This is a genomic window from Acidovorax sp. AC410 (genome assembly GCF_979253235.1).
In genome coordinates, this window is sequence record NZ_CEEDCG010000001.1 from 6,987,240 (window position 1) to 7,008,079 (window position 20,840).

General features: G+C 67.6%; 22 protein-coding genes. 5 read left to right on the forward strand and 17 right to left on the reverse strand.

The features are described 5' to 3' along the window. The first annotated feature begins 455 nt into the window (after positions 1 to 455). Positions 456 to 1,232 carry an exodeoxyribonuclease III gene (xth, locus tag AC0IZS_RS32455; RefSeq protein ID WP_471639415.1) on the forward strand — a complete coding sequence of 259 codons (777 nt, stop codon included), beginning with the start codon at positions 456 to 458 and terminating at the stop codon, positions 1,230 to 1,232. Positions 1,233 to 1,235: 3 nt separating this feature from the next. Here xth and AC0IZS_RS32460 read toward each other — a convergent pair whose 3' ends face one another. From AC0IZS_RS32460 to AC0IZS_RS32470, 3 genes are all read right to left on the reverse strand, one after another. Beyond that, the gene (locus tag AC0IZS_RS32460; protein WP_471639416.1) at positions 1,236 to 1,799 is read right to left on the reverse strand and encodes a GNAT family N-acetyltransferase; all 564 of its coding nucleotides are present in this window, start codon (positions 1,797 to 1,799) and stop codon (positions 1,236 to 1,238) included. Between the two features lie 74 nt (positions 1,800 to 1,873). Next, the gene (locus AC0IZS_RS32465) at positions 1,874 to 2,377 is read right to left on the reverse strand and encodes a YybH family protein (RefSeq protein ID WP_471639417.1); all 504 of its coding nucleotides are present in this window, start codon (positions 2,375 to 2,377) and stop codon (positions 1,874 to 1,876) included. Between the two features lie 53 nt (positions 2,378 to 2,430). Next, a complete protein-coding gene (locus AC0IZS_RS32470; protein ID WP_471639418.1) occupies positions 2,431 to 3,072 on the reverse strand; it encodes an NADPH-dependent F420 reductase in 642 nt (213 codons plus the stop codon). A gap of 109 nt (positions 3,073 to 3,181) precedes the next feature. Between AC0IZS_RS32470 and AC0IZS_RS32475 the strand changes: the two genes are divergently transcribed. Next, on the forward strand, positions 3,182 to 4,072 hold the full coding sequence (locus AC0IZS_RS32475) for a LysR family transcriptional regulator (protein ID WP_471639419.1): 891 nt from the start codon (positions 3,182 to 3,184) through the stop codon (positions 4,070 to 4,072). A 175-nt stretch (positions 4,073 to 4,247) separates the two neighbouring features. Here the strand turns inward: AC0IZS_RS32475 and AC0IZS_RS32480 are convergent, their stop codons facing one another. After that, positions 4,248 to 5,186, reverse strand: a complete 939-nt coding sequence (locus AC0IZS_RS32480; RefSeq protein ID WP_471639420.1) for a ferritin-like domain-containing protein — start codon at positions 5,184 to 5,186, stop codon at positions 4,248 to 4,250. A 195-nt stretch (positions 5,187 to 5,381) separates the two neighbouring features. Between AC0IZS_RS32480 and AC0IZS_RS32485 the strand changes: the two genes are divergently transcribed. Then, on the forward strand, positions 5,382 to 6,503 hold the full coding sequence (locus AC0IZS_RS32485; RefSeq protein ID WP_471639421.1) for a hypothetical protein: 1,122 nt from the start codon (positions 5,382 to 5,384) through the stop codon (positions 6,501 to 6,503). 271 nt (positions 6,504 to 6,774) lie between these two features. Here AC0IZS_RS32485 and AC0IZS_RS32490 read toward each other — a convergent pair whose 3' ends face one another. Both AC0IZS_RS32490 and AC0IZS_RS32495 read right to left on the reverse strand, forming a co-directional pair. Then, complete coding sequence (locus AC0IZS_RS32490) at positions 6,775 to 8,424, reverse strand: FAD-dependent monooxygenase (protein WP_471639422.1); 1,650 nt, start codon at positions 8,422 to 8,424, stop codon at positions 6,775 to 6,777. An 11-nt stretch (positions 8,425 to 8,435) separates the two neighbouring features. Next, on the reverse strand, positions 8,436 to 9,434 hold the full coding sequence (locus tag AC0IZS_RS32495; protein ID WP_471639423.1) for a Bug family tripartite tricarboxylate transporter substrate binding protein: 999 nt from the start codon (positions 9,432 to 9,434) through the stop codon (positions 8,436 to 8,438). Positions 9,435 to 9,505: 71 nt separating this feature from the next. On the opposite strand from AC0IZS_RS32495, the gene AC0IZS_RS32500 reads away from it, so the two are divergent. Beyond that, positions 9,506 to 10,429, forward strand: a complete 924-nt coding sequence (locus AC0IZS_RS32500; RefSeq protein ID WP_471639424.1) for a LysR family transcriptional regulator — start codon at positions 9,506 to 9,508, stop codon at positions 10,427 to 10,429. On the opposite strand, the gene AC0IZS_RS32505 is transcribed toward AC0IZS_RS32500, so the two are convergent. The 6 genes from AC0IZS_RS32505 to AC0IZS_RS32530 form a co-directional block, all read right to left on the reverse strand. Further along, positions 10,426 to 11,298, reverse strand: a complete 873-nt coding sequence (locus tag AC0IZS_RS32505) for a DMT family transporter (protein WP_471639425.1) — start codon at positions 11,296 to 11,298, stop codon at positions 10,426 to 10,428. The genes AC0IZS_RS32500 and AC0IZS_RS32505 overlap by 4 nt on opposite strands. A 139-nt stretch (positions 11,299 to 11,437) precedes the next feature. After that, entirely contained in the window at positions 11,438 to 12,229 is a 792-nt protein-coding gene (locus tag AC0IZS_RS32510; protein ID WP_471639426.1) for a helix-turn-helix transcriptional regulator, read from the reverse strand. Positions 12,230 to 12,262: 33 nt separating this feature from the next. Continuing rightward, positions 12,263 to 13,075: an acetoacetate decarboxylase family protein gene (locus tag AC0IZS_RS32515; RefSeq protein ID WP_471639427.1), complete on the reverse strand. Its 813-nt coding sequence runs from the start codon at positions 13,073 to 13,075 to the stop codon at positions 12,263 to 12,265. A gap of 33 nt (positions 13,076 to 13,108) precedes the next feature. Continuing rightward, positions 13,109 to 13,363, reverse strand: coding sequence for a hypothetical protein (locus AC0IZS_RS32520; protein WP_471639428.1), 255 nt, complete (start codon positions 13,361 to 13,363; stop codon positions 13,109 to 13,111). Further along, positions 13,360 to 13,803 carry a VOC family protein gene (locus AC0IZS_RS32525; RefSeq protein ID WP_471639429.1) on the reverse strand — a complete coding sequence of 148 codons (444 nt, stop codon included), beginning with the start codon at positions 13,801 to 13,803 and terminating at the stop codon, positions 13,360 to 13,362. The genes AC0IZS_RS32520 and AC0IZS_RS32525 overlap by 4 nt, the downstream gene beginning before the upstream one ends. Continuing rightward, positions 13,800 to 14,336, reverse strand: coding sequence for a helix-turn-helix domain-containing protein (locus tag AC0IZS_RS32530; protein ID WP_471639430.1), 537 nt, complete (start codon positions 14,334 to 14,336; stop codon positions 13,800 to 13,802). The genes AC0IZS_RS32525 and AC0IZS_RS32530 overlap by 4 nt, the downstream gene beginning before the upstream one ends. A gap of 116 nt (positions 14,337 to 14,452) precedes the next feature. Between AC0IZS_RS32530 and AC0IZS_RS32535 the strand changes: the two genes are divergently transcribed. Further along, positions 14,453 to 15,157, forward strand: coding sequence for a class I SAM-dependent methyltransferase (locus AC0IZS_RS32535; RefSeq protein ID WP_471639431.1), 705 nt, complete (start codon positions 14,453 to 14,455; stop codon positions 15,155 to 15,157). A gap of 4 nt (positions 15,158 to 15,161) precedes the next feature. On the opposite strand, the gene AC0IZS_RS32540 is transcribed toward AC0IZS_RS32535, so the two are convergent. From AC0IZS_RS32540 to glnA, 5 genes are all read right to left on the reverse strand, one after another. After that, positions 15,162 to 15,647, reverse strand: a complete 486-nt coding sequence (locus AC0IZS_RS32540; RefSeq protein ID WP_471639432.1) for a GFA family protein — start codon at positions 15,645 to 15,647, stop codon at positions 15,162 to 15,164. Between the two features lie 153 nt (positions 15,648 to 15,800). Next, positions 15,801 to 17,423, reverse strand: coding sequence for a nitrogen regulation protein NR(I) (gene ntrC / locus AC0IZS_RS32545; RefSeq protein WP_471639433.1), 1,623 nt, complete (start codon positions 17,421 to 17,423; stop codon positions 15,801 to 15,803). A gap of 40 nt (positions 17,424 to 17,463) precedes the next feature. Beyond that, positions 17,464 to 18,486, reverse strand: a complete 1,023-nt coding sequence (gene glnL / locus AC0IZS_RS32550; RefSeq protein ID WP_471639613.1) for a nitrogen regulation protein NR(II) — start codon at positions 18,484 to 18,486, stop codon at positions 17,464 to 17,466. Between the two features lie 77 nt (positions 18,487 to 18,563). Beyond that, positions 18,564 to 19,076, reverse strand: a complete 513-nt coding sequence (locus AC0IZS_RS32555; RefSeq protein ID WP_471639434.1) for a hypothetical protein — start codon at positions 19,074 to 19,076, stop codon at positions 18,564 to 18,566. A gap of 267 nt (positions 19,077 to 19,343) precedes the next feature. Beyond that, positions 19,344 to 20,759, reverse strand: a complete 1,416-nt coding sequence (gene glnA, locus AC0IZS_RS32560) for a type I glutamate--ammonia ligase (RefSeq protein WP_007854205.1) — start codon at positions 20,757 to 20,759, stop codon at positions 19,344 to 19,346. Positions 20,760 to 20,840: the final 81 nt, after the last annotated feature.

Genomic DNA, 20,840 nt, shown 5'->3' on the forward strand with positions numbered 1-20,840 from the left:
ACAACGCTCTGGATCTAGGCGCAAAGCGCAGCCATAGCTCGGGCTATGGCGAGCATTTGCAACGACGAGCCAGGGTGTTTTGGCGTGCAAGGCGGGCATGGACGAAAGACTCTCAGCCTCTCAGGCCTGCACGCGAGCAGATGCGTGGGAAAGGTATCTGGCCCGCAGAGGCGGCGGGCCGTGCTGCGGCCGCTTGCAGCAGTGGGGGATCGAGTGGCAAGGCTTGTCTCCAGCGTTGTAATTTGGCGCAACGATAAGCCTGCAGCGTCATCAAATCCAATAGTATTTTCAGGGCATCTGCATATGTCCAGCATATGCACTTTGGTCGCGTGAAGTGGCAACCCGAACCGGCTTGCGATGCTGGAGAAGCCCTCTGTGCCAATCGCGGATAGGATGCACCCCAATGCCGTCGCCGCGAGCGATGGAGATTGAACTAGCAAGGACCGATGATGGTGATGAAGATAGCAACCTGGAACGTGAACTCCCTCTCCGTGCGCCTGCCCCAGGTGCTGGCCTGGCTGGCCGCCAACCCGGTGGATGCCATCGGCCTGCAGGAGTTGAAACTCACCGACGACAAATTCCCGCACGACGCCTTCAAGGAAGCCGGCTACGAGGCCGTGGCCTTTGGCCAGAAGACGTACAACGGCGTGGCCATCCTGAGCCGCCACCCGTTGGCGGACGTGGTGCGCAACATCCCGGCGCATGCAGACGAGCAGGCGCGCGTGATCATCGCCACGCTGAACACGCCCACCGGCCCGCTGCGCCTGATCAATGGCTACTTCGTCAACGGCCAGGAGCCCGGCTCGGAAAAGTTCGCCTACAAGATGCGCTGGCTGCAGGCCCTGCAGGACCTGGTGCGCGCCGAGATGGCGGCCCACCCCCGGCTGGCCCTGGTGGGCGACTTCAACGTGGCGCCCGAAGACCGCGACTCCTACGACCCGGTGGGCCTGCGCGAGACCATCCACCACACCACCGAAGAGCGCGACCACTTCAAGGCGCTGCTGGAGCTGGGCCTCACGGACAGCTTCCGCATGTTCGAGCAGCCCGAGAAGATCTACTCCTGGTGGGACTACCGCATGCTGGGCTTCCAGAAGAACCGGGGCCTGCGCATCGACCACATCCTGGTCAGCGAGGCCCTGCGCGCCAGCGTGACGGCCTGCGTGGTGGACCGCGCCCCGCGCAAGAACCCGCAGCCGAGTGACCACGCACCAGTGGTCGTCACGCTGGAATAATCGTCACGCCGTGGCGTCGAAGGCTGCGCTGTACTGCACCACGCCGGCGGGCACCTGCCCCGCGAACCCGACGGCCATGAAGTACCCGGGCGGCACGCCCGGCAGCACCAGCGCGGGCTCCCCGCAAAAGCCGAAGCGCGTGTAATACGCAGGTTCTCCCAGTACGACACAGCCGGCCGCCTGCGGCAGGGCACGCAGCCGCTCCAGCGCCAGCCGCATGAGCTGCGACCCGATGCCCTGGCCCTGGTAGGGCGGCAGCACGGAAAGGGGCCCCAGGCCATACCAGGTGCCGCCCGCAGGCGCCGGAGCGATGGTGACGGGCGAGACCGCGACATGCCCGACAATGCGCTCGACACCCGCCACTTCACCATCCAGATCCCCATCGACCTCAGCGCCCTGCTCCATGGCCACCAGGGACACCGTCAACTGCCCCAGGGCTCGCAGTTCGCGCACGATGAACTGCTCGGTATGGGAGGTATGCGCGGCATGCGCAAAGGCGGCGATGGTCACCGCTTCGATGGCAGATGCATCGCCAGGCAGTTCGGGGCGAAGATGGATGGTGGTCATGGGGCAAGAGGTGGGGCCAGCAACGAAGAAGGCAGGCAAATGCCTGTCCCTGCATTGTGCAGGCACGCCAGGGCTCAAGGCCTGGGGGGCGCCGCCGAGAAGGCGTAGTGCGAAAACTTCCACTGCCCATCGCGCTGCTTGCGCAGCACGAACAGCTCCTTGAACGCTGCCGGCCCAGCGGGCTGGTCGCTGCCCTGCATCTTGAGCGTGCCCGCCGAGCGGCTGCGCAGCAGTGCCGCATCCTTGCCCAGCAGTTGGACCTCTTCCACGGTGAAGGCCAGCTTCAGCGCAATCGCCTGAAAGGTACCTGCGTAGGCGCTTCTGAGCGCCTCGCGTCCCACGGCAGCAGGCGCGTCGGGTGCCATCTGCACGCCGTCTTCGGTGTACAGCTGAACAATGGCGGGAGTGTCGGCACGGTTGAGCGCCTCTTCGTAGCGCTGCAGGGTCTGTCGGATGGCAGTGGCGTCCGCTGCGGAGCCGGCATGCGCGGCAAGGGACGACATACCCAGCAAAGCGGCCGTGGATGCGGTTGCGACAAGGGCTGCGACGCCCCGGCGGGATGGGTGGTGGTGTGTCATGGGAAAGGTTCTCAGGTCAGCGTAAAAAAACGGGAATCGGGGGAGGCCGGCGATCAGAGACGCACCCAGGCCGGTGCGGCCGCCGGGCCCCAGCCCAGGAAGAAGCCGAACTGGATGTTCATGGCGCCCACGGGCTCCAGAAAGCGGCTGTTGCGCAACGCCCCGGCATCCACGGGCTCGAAGCCCAGTGCACGGGCCAACGCCTGCACCCGAGCCTTGGCATCGGCGTCATCGCCCGCCACGAACACCTGCACGGGCGCCTTGCCCTGGCGCGCATCGGCCGCCAGCAGCTGGGCAAAGATGGTGTTGAACGCCTTGACCACCAGCGCTCCCGGCGCGGCCGCCTGAATCGCCTCGGCGGCCGAAGTGGTAGTACCCAACTGCAGGCCCTGGAAGTCCGCCGTTACCGGGTTGCTGATGTCCACCAGCACCTTGCCTTGCAGCGCGGCGGCGTGCAGGCCCTCAAGCACCTGCACGCTGGCGCTGTAGGGCAGCGCCAGCACCACCATATCGGCTACGGCCACCGCACCTGCCACGTCCAGTACCGGCACGCTGCCCGAGCCCTCGGCGAGCGCAGCCGCCTTGCCCGCGTCGCGCACTCCCAGCACCACCTCCACGCCGGCCGCTGCCAGCGCCCTGGCCAGGCCGCTGCCCATGTTGCCCGCGCCGATCACTGCCATCTTGGTTGTCGTCATGACTTTTCCTTTGTCCATTGGTTGGTTGAAGCAAGGGATTCAGTGTCAATTCAAATCCAATTCAGATAAATATCTAGAATGACTCGATATTCGAAACAATTGGATTGCAATGGACCGCTTCACGAGCATGGCCGTATTTGTCAAGGCGGTGGAGCTGGGCTCGTTCCGCGCGGCGGCCGATGCACTGCAGATGTCGTCGCAGTTCGTGGGCAAGCACGTGCAGGCGCTGGAGCAGCATTTGGGCGTGCGGCTGCTGCACCGCACGACGCGGCGGCAAAGCCTCACCGACTTCGGCCGTGCCTACGCCGAGCGCGCCCAGCTCATCCTGGCCGAACTGGAACAGGCCGAACAACTGGCGGCCGAGGTGCGCTCCGTGCCCACCGGGCGCCTGCGCATCAATGCGCCGGTGAGCTTCGGCATCAACACGCTCGCGCCATTGCTGCCTGGCTACATGAAGGCCCACCCGCAGGTAGAGGTGGAACTCACCACGTCCAACCGCGCGGTGGACCTTGTCGAAGAAGGCTACGACGCCGTCTTTCGCGTGGGCGTGCTGCAGGACAGCGGGCTCATAGCGCGGGTACTTGCCCCCTATCGACTGGTGGCATGCGCCTCACCCGGCTACCTGCGCGCCCACCCCGCCCCGCTGGCCAATCCGTGGAACCTGCAGCAGCACGAATGCCTGGGCTTTGCCCATACCGAACTGCGCACGCACTGGGGCTTCGATGGCCCCGAGGGCCGCGTCGTCGTGCCCGTGCACAGCCGCCTCGTGGCCGACCATGGCGAGCCCCTGGTGCATGCCGCCGTCGCCGGCCTGGGGATCATCCTGCAACCGCTGGATGCCGTGCAGCACGCCTTGCGCGATGGCCGGCTGGTGCAGGTGCTGCCGGGCTACACCGTGCCCTCGCGTCCCCTGCACCTCGTCTATGCACCGGATCGCCGGGTGACACCCAAGTTGCGCAGCTTCATCGATTTTGCGGTGGGGCATTTCGCACCGCGATAAAAGCCCCGGCCCAACGCACACCGCCGCCATGGGTTGAACCCATGGCGGCGGTGGCGGGGAGCCGCAGCGGTACTTCTTGCTCAAAGCACGGCCACGGCCCTCACGGTGGCGGCCCGCCCGTTCCCTGCCCGCCTGAGTACGGGCGGACAGGATGCCGGGTGGGCCGGCGAACCGGTCAACGTGCAGGATTGAAGCTGTCGCGCAAGGCCTTCACTTCGTCGTGGTTGCGCTGGGCACCATCGGCCTGACGCTGCACCAGGGCACGCAGGTCCTGGGGCAGGTTGGCCTTCAGGGCCTTGCGGTAGCGGGCCACCGCGGCATCCTCGCCACGTTCGCATTCTTCCAGCACGGCCTTGTCGTCCTGCGTGGACAGGGCGGTCTTCACAGACACCCAGCCGCGGTGCAAGGCACCCGCCACGGTACCGCCGCTGACGGGTTCACCGCCACGGGCGCGGATCTCGCGCTCGAGCTCGGCGGCAGCGGCCGCGCATTCACGTGAGTGGCGCTGGAAGATGCCCTTGAGCTGGCCCGAATCGGCGTGCTCAGCACTGGCGTGGAAGCCATACTCGCCATCGCGTGCCGATTCCAGCAGGTCGTTCAAAGTATCGATCACCTCGTCGTTGTCGATCTCGCCCGCGACTTCCAGGGGCTGGCTGTTGTAGGCGCGTTCATAGGCAGCACGGGTGGCAGGGCGAACGTCCGTCCAGGCCAGACCGGCATCCGAATGGCGCGCACGCCAGTCATCGGCCAGGCGCGGCTCGATGGCGTCGAAATCGCCTTCGTAGCGGCCTACCGAGCTCCAGCCCAGCTCATAGGCGGGACGGTACTGGTCGTAGCTGCGACCGCCCACGTAGTAGGGCTCGCGGTGGTAGTTCTCGCGCCAGTAGGTGTCTTCGTTCGTGGGGTTGACGGCTTCGCCAGCGGCCTTGCCAGCCAGTCCGCCAGCCACAGCACCCGCCACACCACCGATGGCGGCGCCTACGGGGCCACCGAATGCACCGGCGGCGGCACCCGCTGCGGCACCACCGAGGGCGGCACCCACGCCCGTGCCTACGGGATGTGCGCCAGGTTCATTGGTCAGGGGGTCACGGTTCGCATCGTTGAAATCGGCCATTAGAGGTCTCCGGTTGGTTGGACAGTGGGTTCATTGTGGGAGACCCCTCGCGCCTACAGAGTCGGCATGCAGAGGGTGCGGGTGTAGGACATCCGGCCCCGCTCCGAGGCCTCGTCAAAGGCTCTTGTCACCACCTGAAACATGGGGCCCTGCGGCCTCCCCCAAAAACACCGCCCGGCACGGTGAAAATACCGCATGCCACTGCCCGAAACCACCCCCACCGCCCCCGCACCCGGCCATCTGGAATCGGCCGAGCGCGGCGAGTTCATCGAACTGCTGCTGCATGCATCCGGCACCCACCTGCGGGTGCGAAGTGGCTCCATCGGCAAGCCTTGCCTGGTGCTGCAAACCTCGTTCAAGACACCCGAGAGGGCTTTGGCCAGCCACCAGCGCCTGCACAAGCAATGGCAGGAGCAGGGTTTCGTGCCTTGCAGCCCCTCGGCGCCCGTGGTCGACGGCAGCGTGGCCGACGAGCTGTTCTGCGATGCGCGCACGCCGCACCCACTGCTCGATGCCTTCCTGGCCGTCAACGGCGCCGACGAACTGCGCGGCCAACCCCGGCGGCTGGCGCTGTTTCGCCAGGGCCTGCGCTGGCACACGGACTTCGACCTGGAGCGCATCGCAGACTTCGGGCTGCATGCCGGCGTCATCGTGGAGGGGGATGTGGAGGTCGCTGGCGTGTTCAGCCAGCTGACCTGCACCTACCCGGGGCAGACCCTGATCAGCGGGAGCATCCACGCCGCCAGCTTTGGCCACGGCGACAGCCACATGCGGGTGATGGGCGACGTGAAGGTGGACAACATCGTCTACGGCGAGTACAACGATGGAAGCTTGGTCATCGACGGCGCTGTGCATGGCCGCGCCTTCATCACCCTGGACCACGACATGTACGCCGAAGGCGGCTATCACCTGCCGATCTGTGAGTGGAACATGCAGGAAAACTGGTCCGACTGCCTGGATCCCGAACTATTCGAGTTCGATGATGAGGAGGCAGACGAGCCAGGCACCATGGTGTCAGCGCAAGCGATACGCCGCCTCATGCGCGAAGGGCGCGACCCCTTTCGCCCCGGCGCACGGCCGGTGATGCGGGAGCCGGAGCCCGAGCCCCCACCACCGCCTCCACCACCCTCGCCCTTCGCCGAGCGCGTGCGCGGGCTGGCGGATGCAGAGGATGTGGAAGGCCTCACCCGATTGATCGAGACCTGGCCCGACCACAGCGAGGAATGGGAGCAGGCCCTCCTCGGGCGCCTGTACGCCCCCAGCACGACGCCAGAGCAGCGGGTGCGTCTCAAGGCCTTGCAGAAGAAAAAGCCTTAGAACCTGTTTACGATCTCGCAGGGGATCGCGGTGGGGCGCAATCGGGATGAGTGGATGCTTCGGATGCGCCGCATGGGCCCATGCCCATGCAAGCAGCCGGGGCGTCCAATCGCCCGATTTCGCTCCAACCCTTCGGGCAGTGGCCTTGGCGGGCGGTCTGCGGCGTTGCGGCGCTTGCCAATAGCCGAGCTATTGGCTGCACCCCGCGCCTTGCATACCACCCGCCAAGGCCGCTGCGCGACCCCTGGGAGATCGCAAACAGGTTCTTAGCTCAGGCCGCCGCTACCTCGGCCTGCACTCCGGCTGCCACCTGCAGCACCTCGCGGGCCTGGTCTGCCCCCAGCTCGGCACCATTGCCGGCCCAGGCGACAAACTGGTCCGGGCGCACCAGTACCAGCCGGGCGTTGTAGCGCTCGTGCTCGCCAGCGCCCGGCCCTTGCACCACCGCCAGGGGCAGCGATTGCCCGGCGGCTGCATCGCGAAAGGCCTGGACCTCCTGCGCACTGGCGCCGAAGGCCAGCAGCGTAAAGCCCGTCCCGAATTCCTCGTACACGTTCCGGCCTGAGGGCAGCACCGCGGGCGCCAGGTGGTGCCCGGGCCGGGCGTCGAAGCGGTGCGACCCCTTGGCGCTGCTGGTGCGGCCTTCGCTGCCCGAGACCACCGCTGAGCCCTCATAGTGGGGCTCGAAGGCATGCACCTCGCCCACGGCGCCCTGGGCACGCGCCTGCCAGGCGGCCTCGAAGGCGGCCAGGTCGCGCGCCGGGTCGTGGGTGTCGAGGAACTCGCGGTCCGTTTCGATGGATTTGGCGATGAAGTCGCGCATGGTGGAGGCAAACACCGGACGGCGCTCGCCGTCGTACGAATCGAGCAGGCGCTCGCCGCCCCAGCCCTGCAGAACGGCCGCCAGCTTCCAGCCCAGGTTGCGCGCATCTTCGAGCCCCGAGTTGACGCCATAGCCCCCATAGGGCGGGTGGCTGTGCGCCGCATCGCCGGCGACGAAGACGCGGCCGTTGCGGTAGCTGTCGGCCAGCATGAAGCGCAGGTCCCAGAAGCCGATATGCTCGAACTCCACGTCGAACTGCGCACCCACCGCTTCGTGCAGGTAGGCCGCAAAATCGAAGTTGTCCTTGGTCGTGCCCGGCGGCACCGGGGCGTGGAAGAACCAGGTGCTGCCCAGGTCCACCCGGCCGAAGAACTTCCAGTAGCCCTGGAGATCAGGCTGCAGCACGTTGTAATAGGACTTGCCGGGGTAGCGCTCGAGCAACTGGTGCAGCCCGTGCGAGCGGAACACCAGCAGCACCATCATGCGGTCATGGTCGGTGCGGGTCTGGGTGATGCCCGCCTGCTCGCGCACCACCGAACGCGCGCCGTCCGAGCCGACCGCGTAGGCGCAGCGCAGCACGCGCTCGCCGTTGCCGCCACGCTCGGCGATGGTGACCGACACGCCAGTGCCATCCTGCACCACGGCCTTGGCCTCCCAGCCGTAGACGGTCTGCACCGAAGGCAGCTCGGCCACGCGCGCGCGCAGCACCGCCTCGGTCGCATACTGCGGCAACCGTTCATTGCCGGTGAAGTAGTAGGGCTTGACCAGGTCGCGCTGCAGCCAGTCGTAGCTGTGGGGGCCCAGCAATGTGCCGTGGGCTGTCAGCCCGCCGATGCCGTACTCCACGGGGATGGTGCGGGCGGCACGCAGCTGCTTCTCCGCCCCCCAGAAGTGGAAATGCTCCATGGTTCGCTGGGTCAGGTTCTGGCCCTTGGGGATGGGCTGCGGCTGCGCATAGCGCTCCACGACGATGGTGCGGATTCCGCGCTGGCCCAGCTCGATGGCCAGCCCCATGCCGACGGGCCCACCACCGACGATGACCACCTCGGCGTCCTGCTGCTCTGCCATGGCCTGTTCCTGGTTGCTCATTGCGTTCATTGCTTTCTGCTTCATTCTGCGGTGATGCCCTGGGCCTTGATCAGGTCCGCCCAGCGCTTGGCGTCCGCCGCGACGAGCTTCTTGAAGGCATCGGGCGTGCTGTGGGTGGGTGTCATGCCCTGCGTCTCGAAGGCCTTGGCCACGGCGGGCGCCGCCAGCACCTCGCGCAGTTCGGTGTTCAGCCGCTCCACATAGGCGCGGGGCGTGCCGGCGGGCGCAAACACGCCGTACCACATGTCCACATTGAGGTCGCCGAGCTTGAGGCTGTTCAGCGAAGGCACTTCGGGAAGCAGCGGATGGGGTGTTTCGGAACTGATGGCCAGCGCCTTGAGCTTGCCCGCCTTCACATGCTGCAGGGCCACGTGGATGGGCAGGAACATCGCGTCGATCTGCCCGCCCAGCAGGTCGGTCACGGCAGGCGCCGTGCCGCGGTAGCTGATGTGCGTGAGCGAAATCTTCGCCCGGTTCTTGAGCAGCTCCATGGCCAGGTGGTGCGGCGTGCCCGCGCCAGGCGAGCCGTAATTGAGCGCACCGGGCTTGGCCTTCGCGCGTTCGACCAGCTCCTTGAGCGACTGGATCTTCGCGCCTTCGCTGGCCACCAGCAGCAGTTGCCCCCAGCTCGTCTGGCCCACGGGCTGCAGGTCGGTCAGGGGGTTGAAGCCCTGCTTGGGGTACAGCGCCATGTTCATCACCAGCGTGTTCACGCTGACCAGCAGGGTGGCCCCATCGGCCGGTGCGCGCACCACCTCCTGCGTGCCGATGATCCCCGATGCACCCGCCTTGTTGTCGACGAAGAAGGGCCGCTTGAGCCGCTCGGACAGCGGGGCCGCGATCTGGCGCGCGATCAGGTCGATGCCCGTGCCGGGCGTGAACGGCACGACCAGGCGCACCGGCGTATCCGCACCACCGGCCTGCGCCCGGACCAGGGGCGCCGCCACCGTGGCCAGGGCGCCGAGCACCAGGCGCCTGCGTTGAAGGGAGGGCGGCAGCAACGGGGTGGCAAGGGTCATGGTTTTGTCTCTTTGGAAGTTGGACCACAATTACAACGACAGTCTTGATTTGAATCAAACGGAAATTTCTGATGAATTCGTCAACAAAGCTGATGAATGTCAGCAGCCGCCAGCTCCACGCTTTTTTGGAGGTGACACGCCTGCAGAGCTTTGCCAAGGCGGCCGAGCAGGTGCATCTGTCCCCCTCGGGCATGAGCATGCTGGTCAAGGAGCTGGAGGAACAGATGGGCGCGCGCCTGTTCCACCGCACGACGCGCTCGCTCACCCTCACCGATGCCGGCCGGCGGCTGCAGCCGGTGGCCGAGCGCATCGTCGGCGAGCTGCGCACGCTGGGTGCGGTGCTCGACGGCAGCGAGTCTGCCGTGCGCTCGCGCCTGCTGGTGGCGGCCACGCCCATGATCTCGGCCAGCCTGCTGCCCGACGTGGTGCGCGGCTTTGCAGAGACGCATCCTCAGGTGCAGGTGCATCTGGCCGATGTCGAGGTGGGCACCGTGCGCCAGGAGGTGCTGGAGGGCGAGGCGGACATCGGCTTCGGCTTCTTCGTCAAGCCCGCAGTGGGCCTCTCGCGCCAGCCGCTGTGCAAGTTCCGGCTCATGCGCATCAGCCCGCCCGGCGCCGGCAGCAGCGGCCTCGCGGAAAGCCTGCCCTGGAGCAGCCTCGCAGGTCTGCCCCTGGTGAGCCTGCCCTCGGGCAATCCGATCCAGGTGGTGATCGAAAAGCACCTGTCCCGCCTGGGCCGCACGCACGAGGAACGCCCGCGCATGAACCTGCTGGGCACCATCATCGGCATGGTGCGCGCCGGCCGGGGCCACGCCATCATCCCCTCGTTCGCGATGGAGGAATGCCTGCGCCAAGGCCTCGGGGTGGCCATGCTGCGCGAGCCCGTGGCGCACCTGGACCTGTACCTGGTATCGCGGCGCGGCACGCAGCCCAAGCCTGCAGCGCTGGCATTTGCGGCGGCGCTCAAACGCGCCGCAGCGCGTCTACCGGGCTAGCGCCGCAAGGACGCCAGCAAGGCAGCGAAAAGAATCAGCGAGCCCCCAAGCACCGTGCGCGCCTCCAGCTGCGAGGCCGACAGCAGCACCGAGGACACGCTGGCGAACACCACCTCGGACAGCATCACCACGGCCGTGGTGCCGGCTGTGAGCCGCGAGGCGCCGAACTGCAGCGCCCAGTTGCCCAGCATCAGCACGCCCGACAGCAGCAAGCCCGTGACAGCCCAGGTGGCGTTGAAAGCCGGGAACGCCTCCACCACCCCGAACTGCATGCCGACGACCGCCGCCAGCAACGCCATGAGCATGCAGCCGCCGAACATGGCGAACATGCGCGCCTGCCCCGGCACATCGTGCAGGCGGCGCACCGTGACGTTCACCAAGGCGAACATGAAGCCGCCCACCAAGGCCAGGCCATCGGCCATGGACAGGCCCTGCAGCAGGCTGGCAGGTGAGGAATCCCCGGGCAGCAGCACCAGGACCACACCGGTGAAGGCGAGCACCAGCCGCGCGATGGCCATGGGCGTGGGCCGCTCACCCAGGATGCGCCAGGCCAGCAACACCGCCCAGGCGGGCATGAGGTAGAACAGCAGGATCACGCGCACCACGTCGCCCACCGTCACGGCCCAGTTGAAGGCCACGTTGTTGAACCCCGAGGCCAGCGCCAACAGCCACAGCCCCGGGTGCTGGCGCACCTGCGCGAGGATGTCCGGCCGCAGGGTCAGCAGGCCGAGCAGCACCACGGCGTACATCGCTGCCGTGGCCCACAGCGGGTGCAGGCCTGCCCCGTGCATCAAACGGAACGGCCACCAGGCCAGGCCCCAGACGAAGGCATTGAACAACAGGGCGAAGACGGGCAGCGGCGATTGCATGGAGAAAAAGGAGGCGCCCGCAAGCACTCCGGGTGCGGGCATCGGTCAACGAAGGGGGCGTGGCGCAAAAGGCCGAAAACCGGCAAGGCAAAGGCCCTGTCGCCGGGCGATTGTGCCTGTCCTTCGGTGGCCGCGCTGGTCAGCCGCGTTCGGCCGCCTGCAGCAGGTCCCCGGGCGTGTAGCCGAAGGAGCGGCGAAACCAGCGCGTGAAGTGCGCCTGGTCGGCAAACCCGCACTCCGCAGCGACCGCGGCGGCCGGCTCGCCCGCCAGCAGCAGCTGCCGGGCGCGGTGCAGGCGCACGGCACGCAGGTAGTCGCCTGGGGCCATGCCCACCCATTGCGTGAGCACGCGGTGAATGCGCTCGCGGCTCACCCCGCAGCGGTTTGCCAGGTCCGCCACCGACAGGTCGCCGCCAGCCACGGCCTGCTGCACCCGCTCGATCAGGGCGCGCACCGCGGCACTCGGGGGCACCGGCTCCACGGCAGACGGGTCGGCAGGCAGGCTGCGGCGCAAGGCCGGCACGGCGCGCCGCAGCCAGGCCTGCACCTCGGCCGTGGTGACCAGGCCGCGCGCGCTTTCGGCTAGCCGGGGCATGCGCGCCACGCCGCTGCGCGGGGGAGGCCGCAGCCCTTCGTGCATGAGCCAGTCGCTGGGCACATACAGCATGGCCACCAGCACGCTCCCCTGGTACTGCGGCGCGCTCAGCGCCCCTGTATGCACCACGCCCGGCGCAATCGCGATCACGTCGCCCGTGCGAGCCACGAACGGACGGCCTGCCACGCTGCAGCGGCATTCGCCGCGCACGATGGCGCCGAACGACCATTCCTCGTGCCAGTGCGGCACCCACTCCTGCCCCGGCTCCTGGTGCCGCACCTGCTCCAGGTCGAACACGCGCAGCCGGCGCACCTCGGAGCGCAGGTTCAGCGCCATGGTGGCAGTCCCTGCGGGGCGGCAGCCCTGCGCTCAGGCATCGACCGCGCCTGCGACGGTGATGCCGATCCAGCCAGCGCTGGCGTCCCCCGCCACCAACCCACCCAGCAGGCCGATGTCCTCGCACGGATGGGGGCTGAGCTGCAGCGTGGCCGTGGCCTCATGCCAGCCCGCACCGACGCGCGCCCCGATGGCCGGCTTCACCAACGCCAGGGCCGGCAGTTGCGCAGGCTGCCGCAGGTCCGGCCAACCCACAGCACCGATGGTCGGCATGCCCAGAAAACCCAGCGCGCGGCCGGGCTGGCCCGTCAGCGTGGCCTGCGCCTCGAACACGCGGCGGTCCTTCACTGCCAGGCTGGCGCCCAGCCGGCTGCCGGCGCGCAGCGGTGCTGCGGCAGGGTGGTCCAAGGGCAGGCTGCGCGTGAGCCAGGTGCTGCCCATCTTCTTGGGCCAGCCCTGCAGCAGCCCGCGCACCAGGGAGATGTCCTGGTCCACCCAGATCGCCGGGCAGTACATGCTGCGGCTGCCATCGGGCCGCTCCACCTCCAGCACCACGATGGTCTCGCGGTATTGGGCCAGCACCGGGTCGAGCAGTTCCTCGCCGTGCCGCGTGCAGGCCTGCCAGTCGGCAAAGTGCACGCAGCCCGAGCCCAGCGGCCTGCCCGCCGCCGGGGGCACGAGCGGCACTGCGCACTCAGCATCGAACTGGAAGGACACATTGAGCAGCCAGCCCGCGTAGTGCCACGGTGGCGGCGGCACCAGGGCCGACCGGCCCGTGGTGGTGAAGGGTGCGGTAAAGCCCTGGTGGGACCAGGCCGGGAGAGAAGCGGCAGATGAAGAGGTCATGCCCGCGATGGTGCCCACGGCCTGCGCGCACGGCTAGAACGGATGTGAACCGGGCACCGCTGCAGCACCGCCATGCGCGCCGGCCCGGCGGGCCAGGTACGGCTGCACGAACAGATAGATCCCCGTCAGCAGCAACACGGCCAAGGGCGCCAGCGGCGCATACGTGACCCATGCAGGCGGCGCTCCCCGGCCCAGGCCCATGGCCGCGAAGTTGGCCATGACGGTCAAGGTGAACACCATGGACACCCAGCGGTGGGTGCGCCGCAACCAGAGCCCCAGGCCGTTCATCGCGTGGCCCCCTGCGCCAGCTGGATGATCTTCCAGCCATTGCCCGCAGGATCGCGAAAGCCCGCATCCACGTTGCCATAGCGGTCCACCGGCTCCTGCGTGAACTCCACGCCGCGCTCGCGCAAAGTCGCGCAGAGGGCTCGGCAGTCGGCCACATGCCAGACCAGCGGCGGCATCGCGCCCTTGGCGACCATGGCGCGCAGGGTCTGCGCCGTGGCGTCATCGTGCAAGGGTGCCCCCGGGGCGAACAGGCCAAGCTGGAACGAGGGCTGCTCCGGGTGCTGCACCGTGAGCCAGCGGTAGCTGCCATTGCGCACGTCCGTGTGCACACGAAAGCCGAGCTGGTCCACATAGAAGGCCAGCGCCTTGTCCTGGTCGTCCACGTACACGCCCACCACACCAATGCCCTGGGTGGGCGGGTTCATCATTGCTGTCGTCATCGTTCGGTCTCCTGGGTTGTCGAAGACCTGTTTGTACCGGCCACCGCGCGGCGGCGCTTCTCCAAAACTGCGATCGTGAGGTCCGGCCGCTCTGCGGCCTTGAGGATGCATGCCGGCACGCTGGCGAGTGGCCTCGCCTCGGCCCGCGCCTCGCGCCGCAGCACGCTGGGGCTTTTGCCAGTGATGTCGCGAAAAATGCGGCCGAAGGTGCCCAGGCTCTCCCAGCCGGTGGCAAACGCGATGTCGGTGACGGGCCAATCGGTGTCCCGCAGCAGGGTCGAGGCCTGCTCGATGCGCCGCGTGAGCAGGTAGCGGTGCGGTGGCACGCCGAAGGCTTGCTTGAACGAGCGCGCGAAATGCGCCTCGGACACCCCGCTCACCTCGGCCAGCCGGCCCACCGGCCAGGCCTCGTGCGATGCGGCATCCATCCGGTCCTTGGCGCGCAGCAGGCGCCGCAGCAGGGCTGGGTCCTGCAGGCTGCCCACGGCCGGCAGTACTGGAGTAGAGGTATTGGTTGTAGCGGGTGGAGTCATGGGTCCTCGGATCAGCGGTCCCATTGTCGGCGACCCTTGCTGGCACCAGCCAGCGCTGGCTTGCAGTGAGCTCAACAAATATGCAACAATTAAAGTTACTTGAATTCCAAGCAGCCATGTCTATTTCCTCCACCAGCGCCAACTCAACCGCTCCGTTCGCCGATCCCCAGGCCGTGGCGTCCTACGCAGACCGCACCCGCCGCCTGGTGCCCGGCTCGGACGACCTGCAGAAAATGGCCGGCGTGCTGCTGGCCGAGCGTGCCCCGCCCCTGGCCAAGGTGCTCGTCGTCGGCGCGGGCGGCGGCGCCGAACTGGGCGTCTTCGCCCGGGCGCAGCCACAGTGGCGCTTTGTGGGCGTGGACCCATCCGAGCCCATGCTGCAGCTGGCGCGGACCACGCTCGGGCCGTTGGCGGAGCGCGTGGACTTTCACCACGGCTATGTACACACAGCACCCGCAGGCCCCTTCGATGCCGCGACCTGCCTGCTCACCCTGCATTTCTTGCCCCTGGATGAAAGGCTGGCCACCCTGCAGGCCATCCACCAGCGCCTGCAGCCCGGTGCAACCCTGGTCACGGCCCACCTGAGTTTTCCGCTGGCACCGCCGGCAGAGCGCGCGCAGTGGCTGGCCCGCTATGCGGCCTTCGCTATCGCCTCGGGGGTGGACCCTGAGGCCGCGCAGCGTGCCGCCACAGCCATCGACACCGCCCTGCCCCTGCTCGGCCCGGGCGAGGAGGAGGCGCTGCTGGCGCAGGCCGGCTTCAGCGGCATCCGCCTGTTCTATGCGGGGCTGGCGTTCCGCGGCTGGGTCGCGCAGGCTTGACGGGCTATGCCCTCAGCCCATGCCGCTCATGCCACTCGGCCAGTGATTCGGACGGAAACGCCTGGTAGTGCCTGTGGCCTTTGCCCTTGGGCACGTCGACCCAGTTGGCCACGAATTCGAGCATGCCTTCGACCACCTCCGGCGGCTGGGGCAAGGGGGTGTCGATGGCAGAGGCGTGCGGATGGACCAACTCGGGCCAGCGCGGATCCCACAGCCACAATGCGCTGCCGCATTGCAGGCAGAACTTGCGCTCGGCCTTGGAGCGTTTGGCGCGCTGGCCCTCTTCGCGCATCACCGCATGGTAGGTGCCCAAGTGTTTGGCCCCCTGGACCTTGAGCGTGCGCGCATCGCCGCCCAGGTTGATGGCATAGCCGCCCCCGCCCGCCGTCTTGCGGCAGATGGAGCAGTGGCAGTGCATGAAGGGCACGGGGCTGTCGGCTTCGAGCGAGAAGCGGACGGCGCGGCAATGGCAGGAGCCTTCGAGGTGCATGGCAGGTCCTCAGCTTTTGGATTGGGTCCCGCAGCCTACACAGCCTGGCAAGGGGGGCCTGTAGGAGTGCCGCGCATCTCCAGACAGCCAAAAGCAAAAGGGCTTCGGAAGATGTCCCGAAGCCCCTTTGACAATGCCCTGCGGGCGGAAAGCTCAGCCTTCGTCCGGCGCGTCCAGGCCCAGCTCCTGGATCTTGCGGGTGATGGTGTTGCGGCCGATGCCCAGGCGCTGCGCGGCTTCCATCCGGCGGCCGTGGGTGGCGACCAGGGCCGTGCGGATCAGGCGCGACTCGAAGCGGCGGGTGAGGGCATCCCACACCTCGGGCTGGCCGCCGGACAGGAGCTTTTGCGCCTCGGCCTCCAGCGCCTGCTCCCAGCTCAACACCGGGCTGGCCGACGCGGCGGGGGCAGCCGCGTCGGCAGCCCAGGCAGCAGCCGGCGCGGCGGCCACGAACTGCGGTGCCGAGGGTGCGACGGCATGCAGCCCCCCCACCATTTCGGGCGGATGCGCAATGGCGGCCACGGGCATGGCAATCACCGGCTGCGGTGCTGCGGCATGGCCGTCGGCCACGGCGGCACGCGCAGGCGCCTGGAACACCGGGGCCTCCAGCACCTCGGGTGGCAGGTCCTGCAGCGAGATCACCTGCGCGGGCGCCATCACCGTCAGCCAGTGGCAGATGTTCTCGAGCTGGCGCACGTTGCCGGGGAAGGCGAACTGCTCCAGCCGCGCCAGGGCCGAATCGGCAATGCGCTTGGGCTCCACGCCGAGCTGGCGCGCGCTCTGCTGCAGGAAGTGGCGCGTGAGCATGGGCACGTCTTCGTGGCGCTCGCGCAGCGCGGGCAGGCGCAGGCGGATCACGTTCAGGCGGTGGAACAAGTCCTCGCGGAAACCGCCTTCCTTGACGCGCTTTTCCAGGTCCTGGTGGGTGGCGGCGATCACGCGCACATGGGCCTTCACGGCCGCGTGGCCGCCCACGCGGTAGAACTGCCCGTCCGACAGCACGCGCAAGAGGCGCGTCTGCAGGTCAAACGGCATGTCGCCGATTTCGTCGAGGAACAGCGTGCCGCCCTCGGCCTGCTCGAAGCGCCCACGCCGCTGCGTCTGCGCACCCGTGAAGGCACCGCGCTCGTGGCCGAAAAGTTCGGATTCGAGCAGGTCCTTGGGGATGGCCGCCGTGTTGATGGCCACGAAAGGACCTTCTGCGCAGGGCGAGTGCTTGTGCAGCGCGCGCGCCACGAGCTCCTTGCCCGATCCCGATTCGCCGGTGATCAGCACCGTGACCTGGCTCTGGCTGAGCCGGCCGATGGCGCGGAACACGTCCTGCATGGCGGGCGCCTGGCCCAGCATTTCGGGGGTTTCGGCCTGGCGCTCTTCGGTCACTTCCTCGCGCTGGCTTTCCTCGACCGCGCGGCGGATCAGCTCCACCGCCTTGGGCAGGTCGAAGGGCTTGGGCAGGTATTCGAACGCGCCGCGCTGGAAGGCCGACACGGCGCTGTCCAGATCGGAATACGCCGTCATGATGATGACAGGCAGACCGGGCTGCAGCTCGCGTACTTTTTCGAGCAGTTGCAGGCCCGATCCCCCGGGCATGCGGATGTCGCTCACCAGGACCTGGGGGGCCTGGCGGGCGGGGTCACCGGCGGTGATGTCGGCCAGCGCGTCGAGCACTTCGCGCGGATGGGTGAAGCTGCGCGTAGGCAGGTTCTCCCGGGCCAGCGCCTTCTCGAGGACGAAGCGGATCGAGGGGTCGTCATCTACTATCCAGATCGGCTTCATATCTTTTTCTTACCTTCCCTGTGGTTGCGTGTCAGGGACCTCAGGGCAAGGGGATCAGGATACGGAAGTCGGTGCGACCCGGCACGCTGTCGCATTCGATCAATCCGTGGTGCCGTTGTACGAAGGTTTGCGCCAACGTGAGTCCCAGCCCCGATCCGCCGTCCCGACCCGACACCAGAGGGTAGAAAATACGCTCTTTGATGGCATCGGGTACGCCCGGTCCGTTGTCGATGACATGCAATTCCAGTGCCAGCCGGTAGCGCTGGCGACCAAACGTTACTTGTCGGGCCACGCGGGTGCGCAGGGTGATCACCGCATCGCCTGCGGCCACGCGTTCTGCCAGGGCCTGGGCCGCGTTCTGGACCACGTTGAGCAGCGCCTGGATGAGCTGCGCCCGGTCGCCGCGAAACTCGGGGATGGAGGTGTCGTAGTCGCGCTGCACGCGCAGGCCGTGCGGGTACTCGACCAGCACCAGCGAGCGCACGCGCTCGCACACTTCATGGATGTTGACGTCGCCCACCAGATGCGGGTGGCGGTGCGGGGCCAGGAGGCGGTCCACCAGGCTCTGCAGGCGGTCGGCCTCGTGGATGATGACCTGGGTGTACTCGGTGAGCTCACGGCTCTCAAGCTCCATCTCCAGCAGCTGCGCAGCGCCGCGGATGCCGCCCAGCGGGTTCTTGATCTCGTGGGCCAGGTTGCGGATGAGCTCCTTGTTGGCCTGGGCCTGGTCGAGCAGGCGCTCCTCGCGGTCCTGGCGGGCCTGCTGCTCCAGCGGCCACAGCTCCACCAGGATCTCGCCGGCCTGCTCCGCCGCCGCCACATTGACATGCACGGGCACGGGGTCTTGGTGCAGGCGCTTCAGGCTGGCCTCGTAGCGCAGCGCTGCAAAATCCTGCACGCGGGCACCGGCCAGCGCGGTCTGCAGCAGGGCCGGGTCGGTGAAGAAGGTGGAGAAATCGCCCCCTTCCAGGGTGCGGCGCGACAGGCCCAGGGTGTTTTCCAGCGCCGCATTGGCGAACTGCACGGCGCCGTCGGCGCGCAGCACCGCCACCAGCGTGGACATCAGATCCAGCGAATGGAACCGATCGGTATCGGACGGGGAAGTGTTGTCGGGGGGAGTGCTCACGCGAGGGGGTCGGCTCAGTTGGCAGGGGCCACGCGGCCCAGTTCGCGCTTGATGCCGGCGATGTCGCTCTCGCTGCGCGAGACGCTGGCCTTGAGCTCGGCAGTGCGCTCCATGTAGCGCTGCGGGTTGCGCAGATCCAGGGCATTGCGCTCGGGCGCACCACCGTTGTATTCCTTGACCAGCTCGGCATGGCGTGCCTCGGCCTTGCGCAACTCGGACTCGAGGATGGCGCGCGCATCGGAGTCGCGGGCCTTCTGGTCGTTGGTGCTCACGCGCGGGGCGTTCGGCGGCGACGCAGACGGGGCGCTGCCAGCGGCAGGCGCGGCGGCGCCGCCCGCAGCCGCGGCAGGGCGCGGGCCCTGCACCACGGTGACGTTGCCGCCTTCGACCAGCTTGCAGCCGCGCTCCTTGGCCTGGGTCGCGTTGTTGGTGTACTCGTTGCCACAGCGGTAGATGCGGTCCTGCGCCCAGCCGGCAACGGGGGCCAGGGCGGCAAGCAACAACAGGGTGGTGACAGTCTTCTTCATGGAAATTCCTCGCGCAGCAGCTTATGCAGGGGACAGCCGGTGAGTATCCCCCAATCATCCCGCATCGCCAATTGCGCAAATACAGCGGCAATGGGGTTTAAGGCCGGGCCTTGCGGCGGGCGGCGGGCCTGGGGCATGGCTGCAGGCACCGCCCCATCCCCTACAGAGGCGCGGCCGCCTGCGTTGGTTCCGTGGCCGGTGTTGTGCCGACGCCATGAAAAAAGGCGGCTTGCGCCGCCTTTTGGGGTAATCGCCGGGTGGGGCGGATTACAGCGAGTAGTACATGTCGTACTCGACAGGGTGAGGAGCCATGCGGAAACGCGTGACTTCGGTCATCTTCAGGTCGATGTAGGCATCGAGCATGGAGTCGGTGAACACGCCACCCTTGGTCAGGAAGCTGCGGTCCTTGTCCAGGTATTCCAGGGCCTGGTCCAGGCTGTGGCAGACGGTAGGCACCAGCTTGTCTTCCTCGGGTGGCAGATGGTACAGGTCCTTCGTGGCGGCTTCACCGGGATGGATCTTGTTTTCCACGCCGTCCAGGCCGGCCATCATCAGGGCCGAGAAAGCCAGGTAGGGGTTGGCCGATGGATCGGGGAAGCGCGCTTCGATGCGGCGGCCCTTGGGGTTGGCAACGTAAGGAATGCGGATCGAGGCCGAGCGGTTGCGGGCCGAGTAGGCCAGCTTCACAGGGGCTTCGAAGCCGGGCACCAGGCGCTTGTACGAGTTCGTACCGGGGTTGGTGATGGCGTTCAGGGCACGGGCGTGCTTGATGATGCCGCCGATGTAGTACAGCGCGAAGTCCGACAGGCCGGCATAGCCGTCGCCTGCGAACAGGTTCTTGCCGTCCTTCCAGATGGACTGGTGCACGTGCATGCCGGAGCCGTTGTCGCCAGCGTAGGGCTTGGGCATGAAGGTGGCGGTCTTGCCATAGGCGTTGGCCACGTTCCAGACCACGTACTTCAGGACCTGGGTCCAGTCGGCGCGCTCGACCAGCGTGCTGAAACGCGTGCCGATTTCGTTCTGGCCAGCGCCTGCCACTTCGTGGTGGAACACTTCGACCGGGATGCCCAGGGATTCGAGGATCAGGGACATTTCAGCGCGCATGTCCTGCGTGCTGTCGACGGGAGGCACAGGGAAGTAACCGCCCTTGACGGTGGGACGGTGGCCGCGGTTGCCGCCTTCGAGCTTGGCGCCCGAATTCCAGGGGGCTTCGTACTCTTCGATCTCGAACATGACCTTGCCGGGTTCGTTGGACCAGCGCACGCCGTCGAAGATGAAGAATTCTGGCTCGGGGCCGAAGAAGGCCGTGTCGCCCAGGCCGGAAGCCTTCAGGTAGGCTTCAGCGCGCTTGGCGATGGAGCGTGGGTCGCGGTCATAGGCCTTGCCGTCACCGGGTTCGATCACGTCGCACTGCAGGAACAGCGTGGTTTCTTCGAAGAACGGGTCGATGTTGGCGGTGTTGGGGTCGGGCATGAGCTGCATGTCCGAGGCTTCGATGCCCTTCCAGCCAGCCACCGACGAACCGTCAAATGCGTGGCCCGACGTGAACTTGTCTTCATCGAAGTGCGAAACCGGCACGGTCACGTGCTGCTCCTTGCCCCGGGTATCGGTAAAACGGAAGTCAACGAACTTGACCTCGTTTTCCTTCACGATCTTCATCACGTCTGCAACGGTCTTGGCCATCAGGTTCTCCTGGGTAAAAGCGCTTGTTGAAAAAAGAATTTGCCGAAATAAAAGCAGTTTGCGTGCCAGCGGGGTGCAATC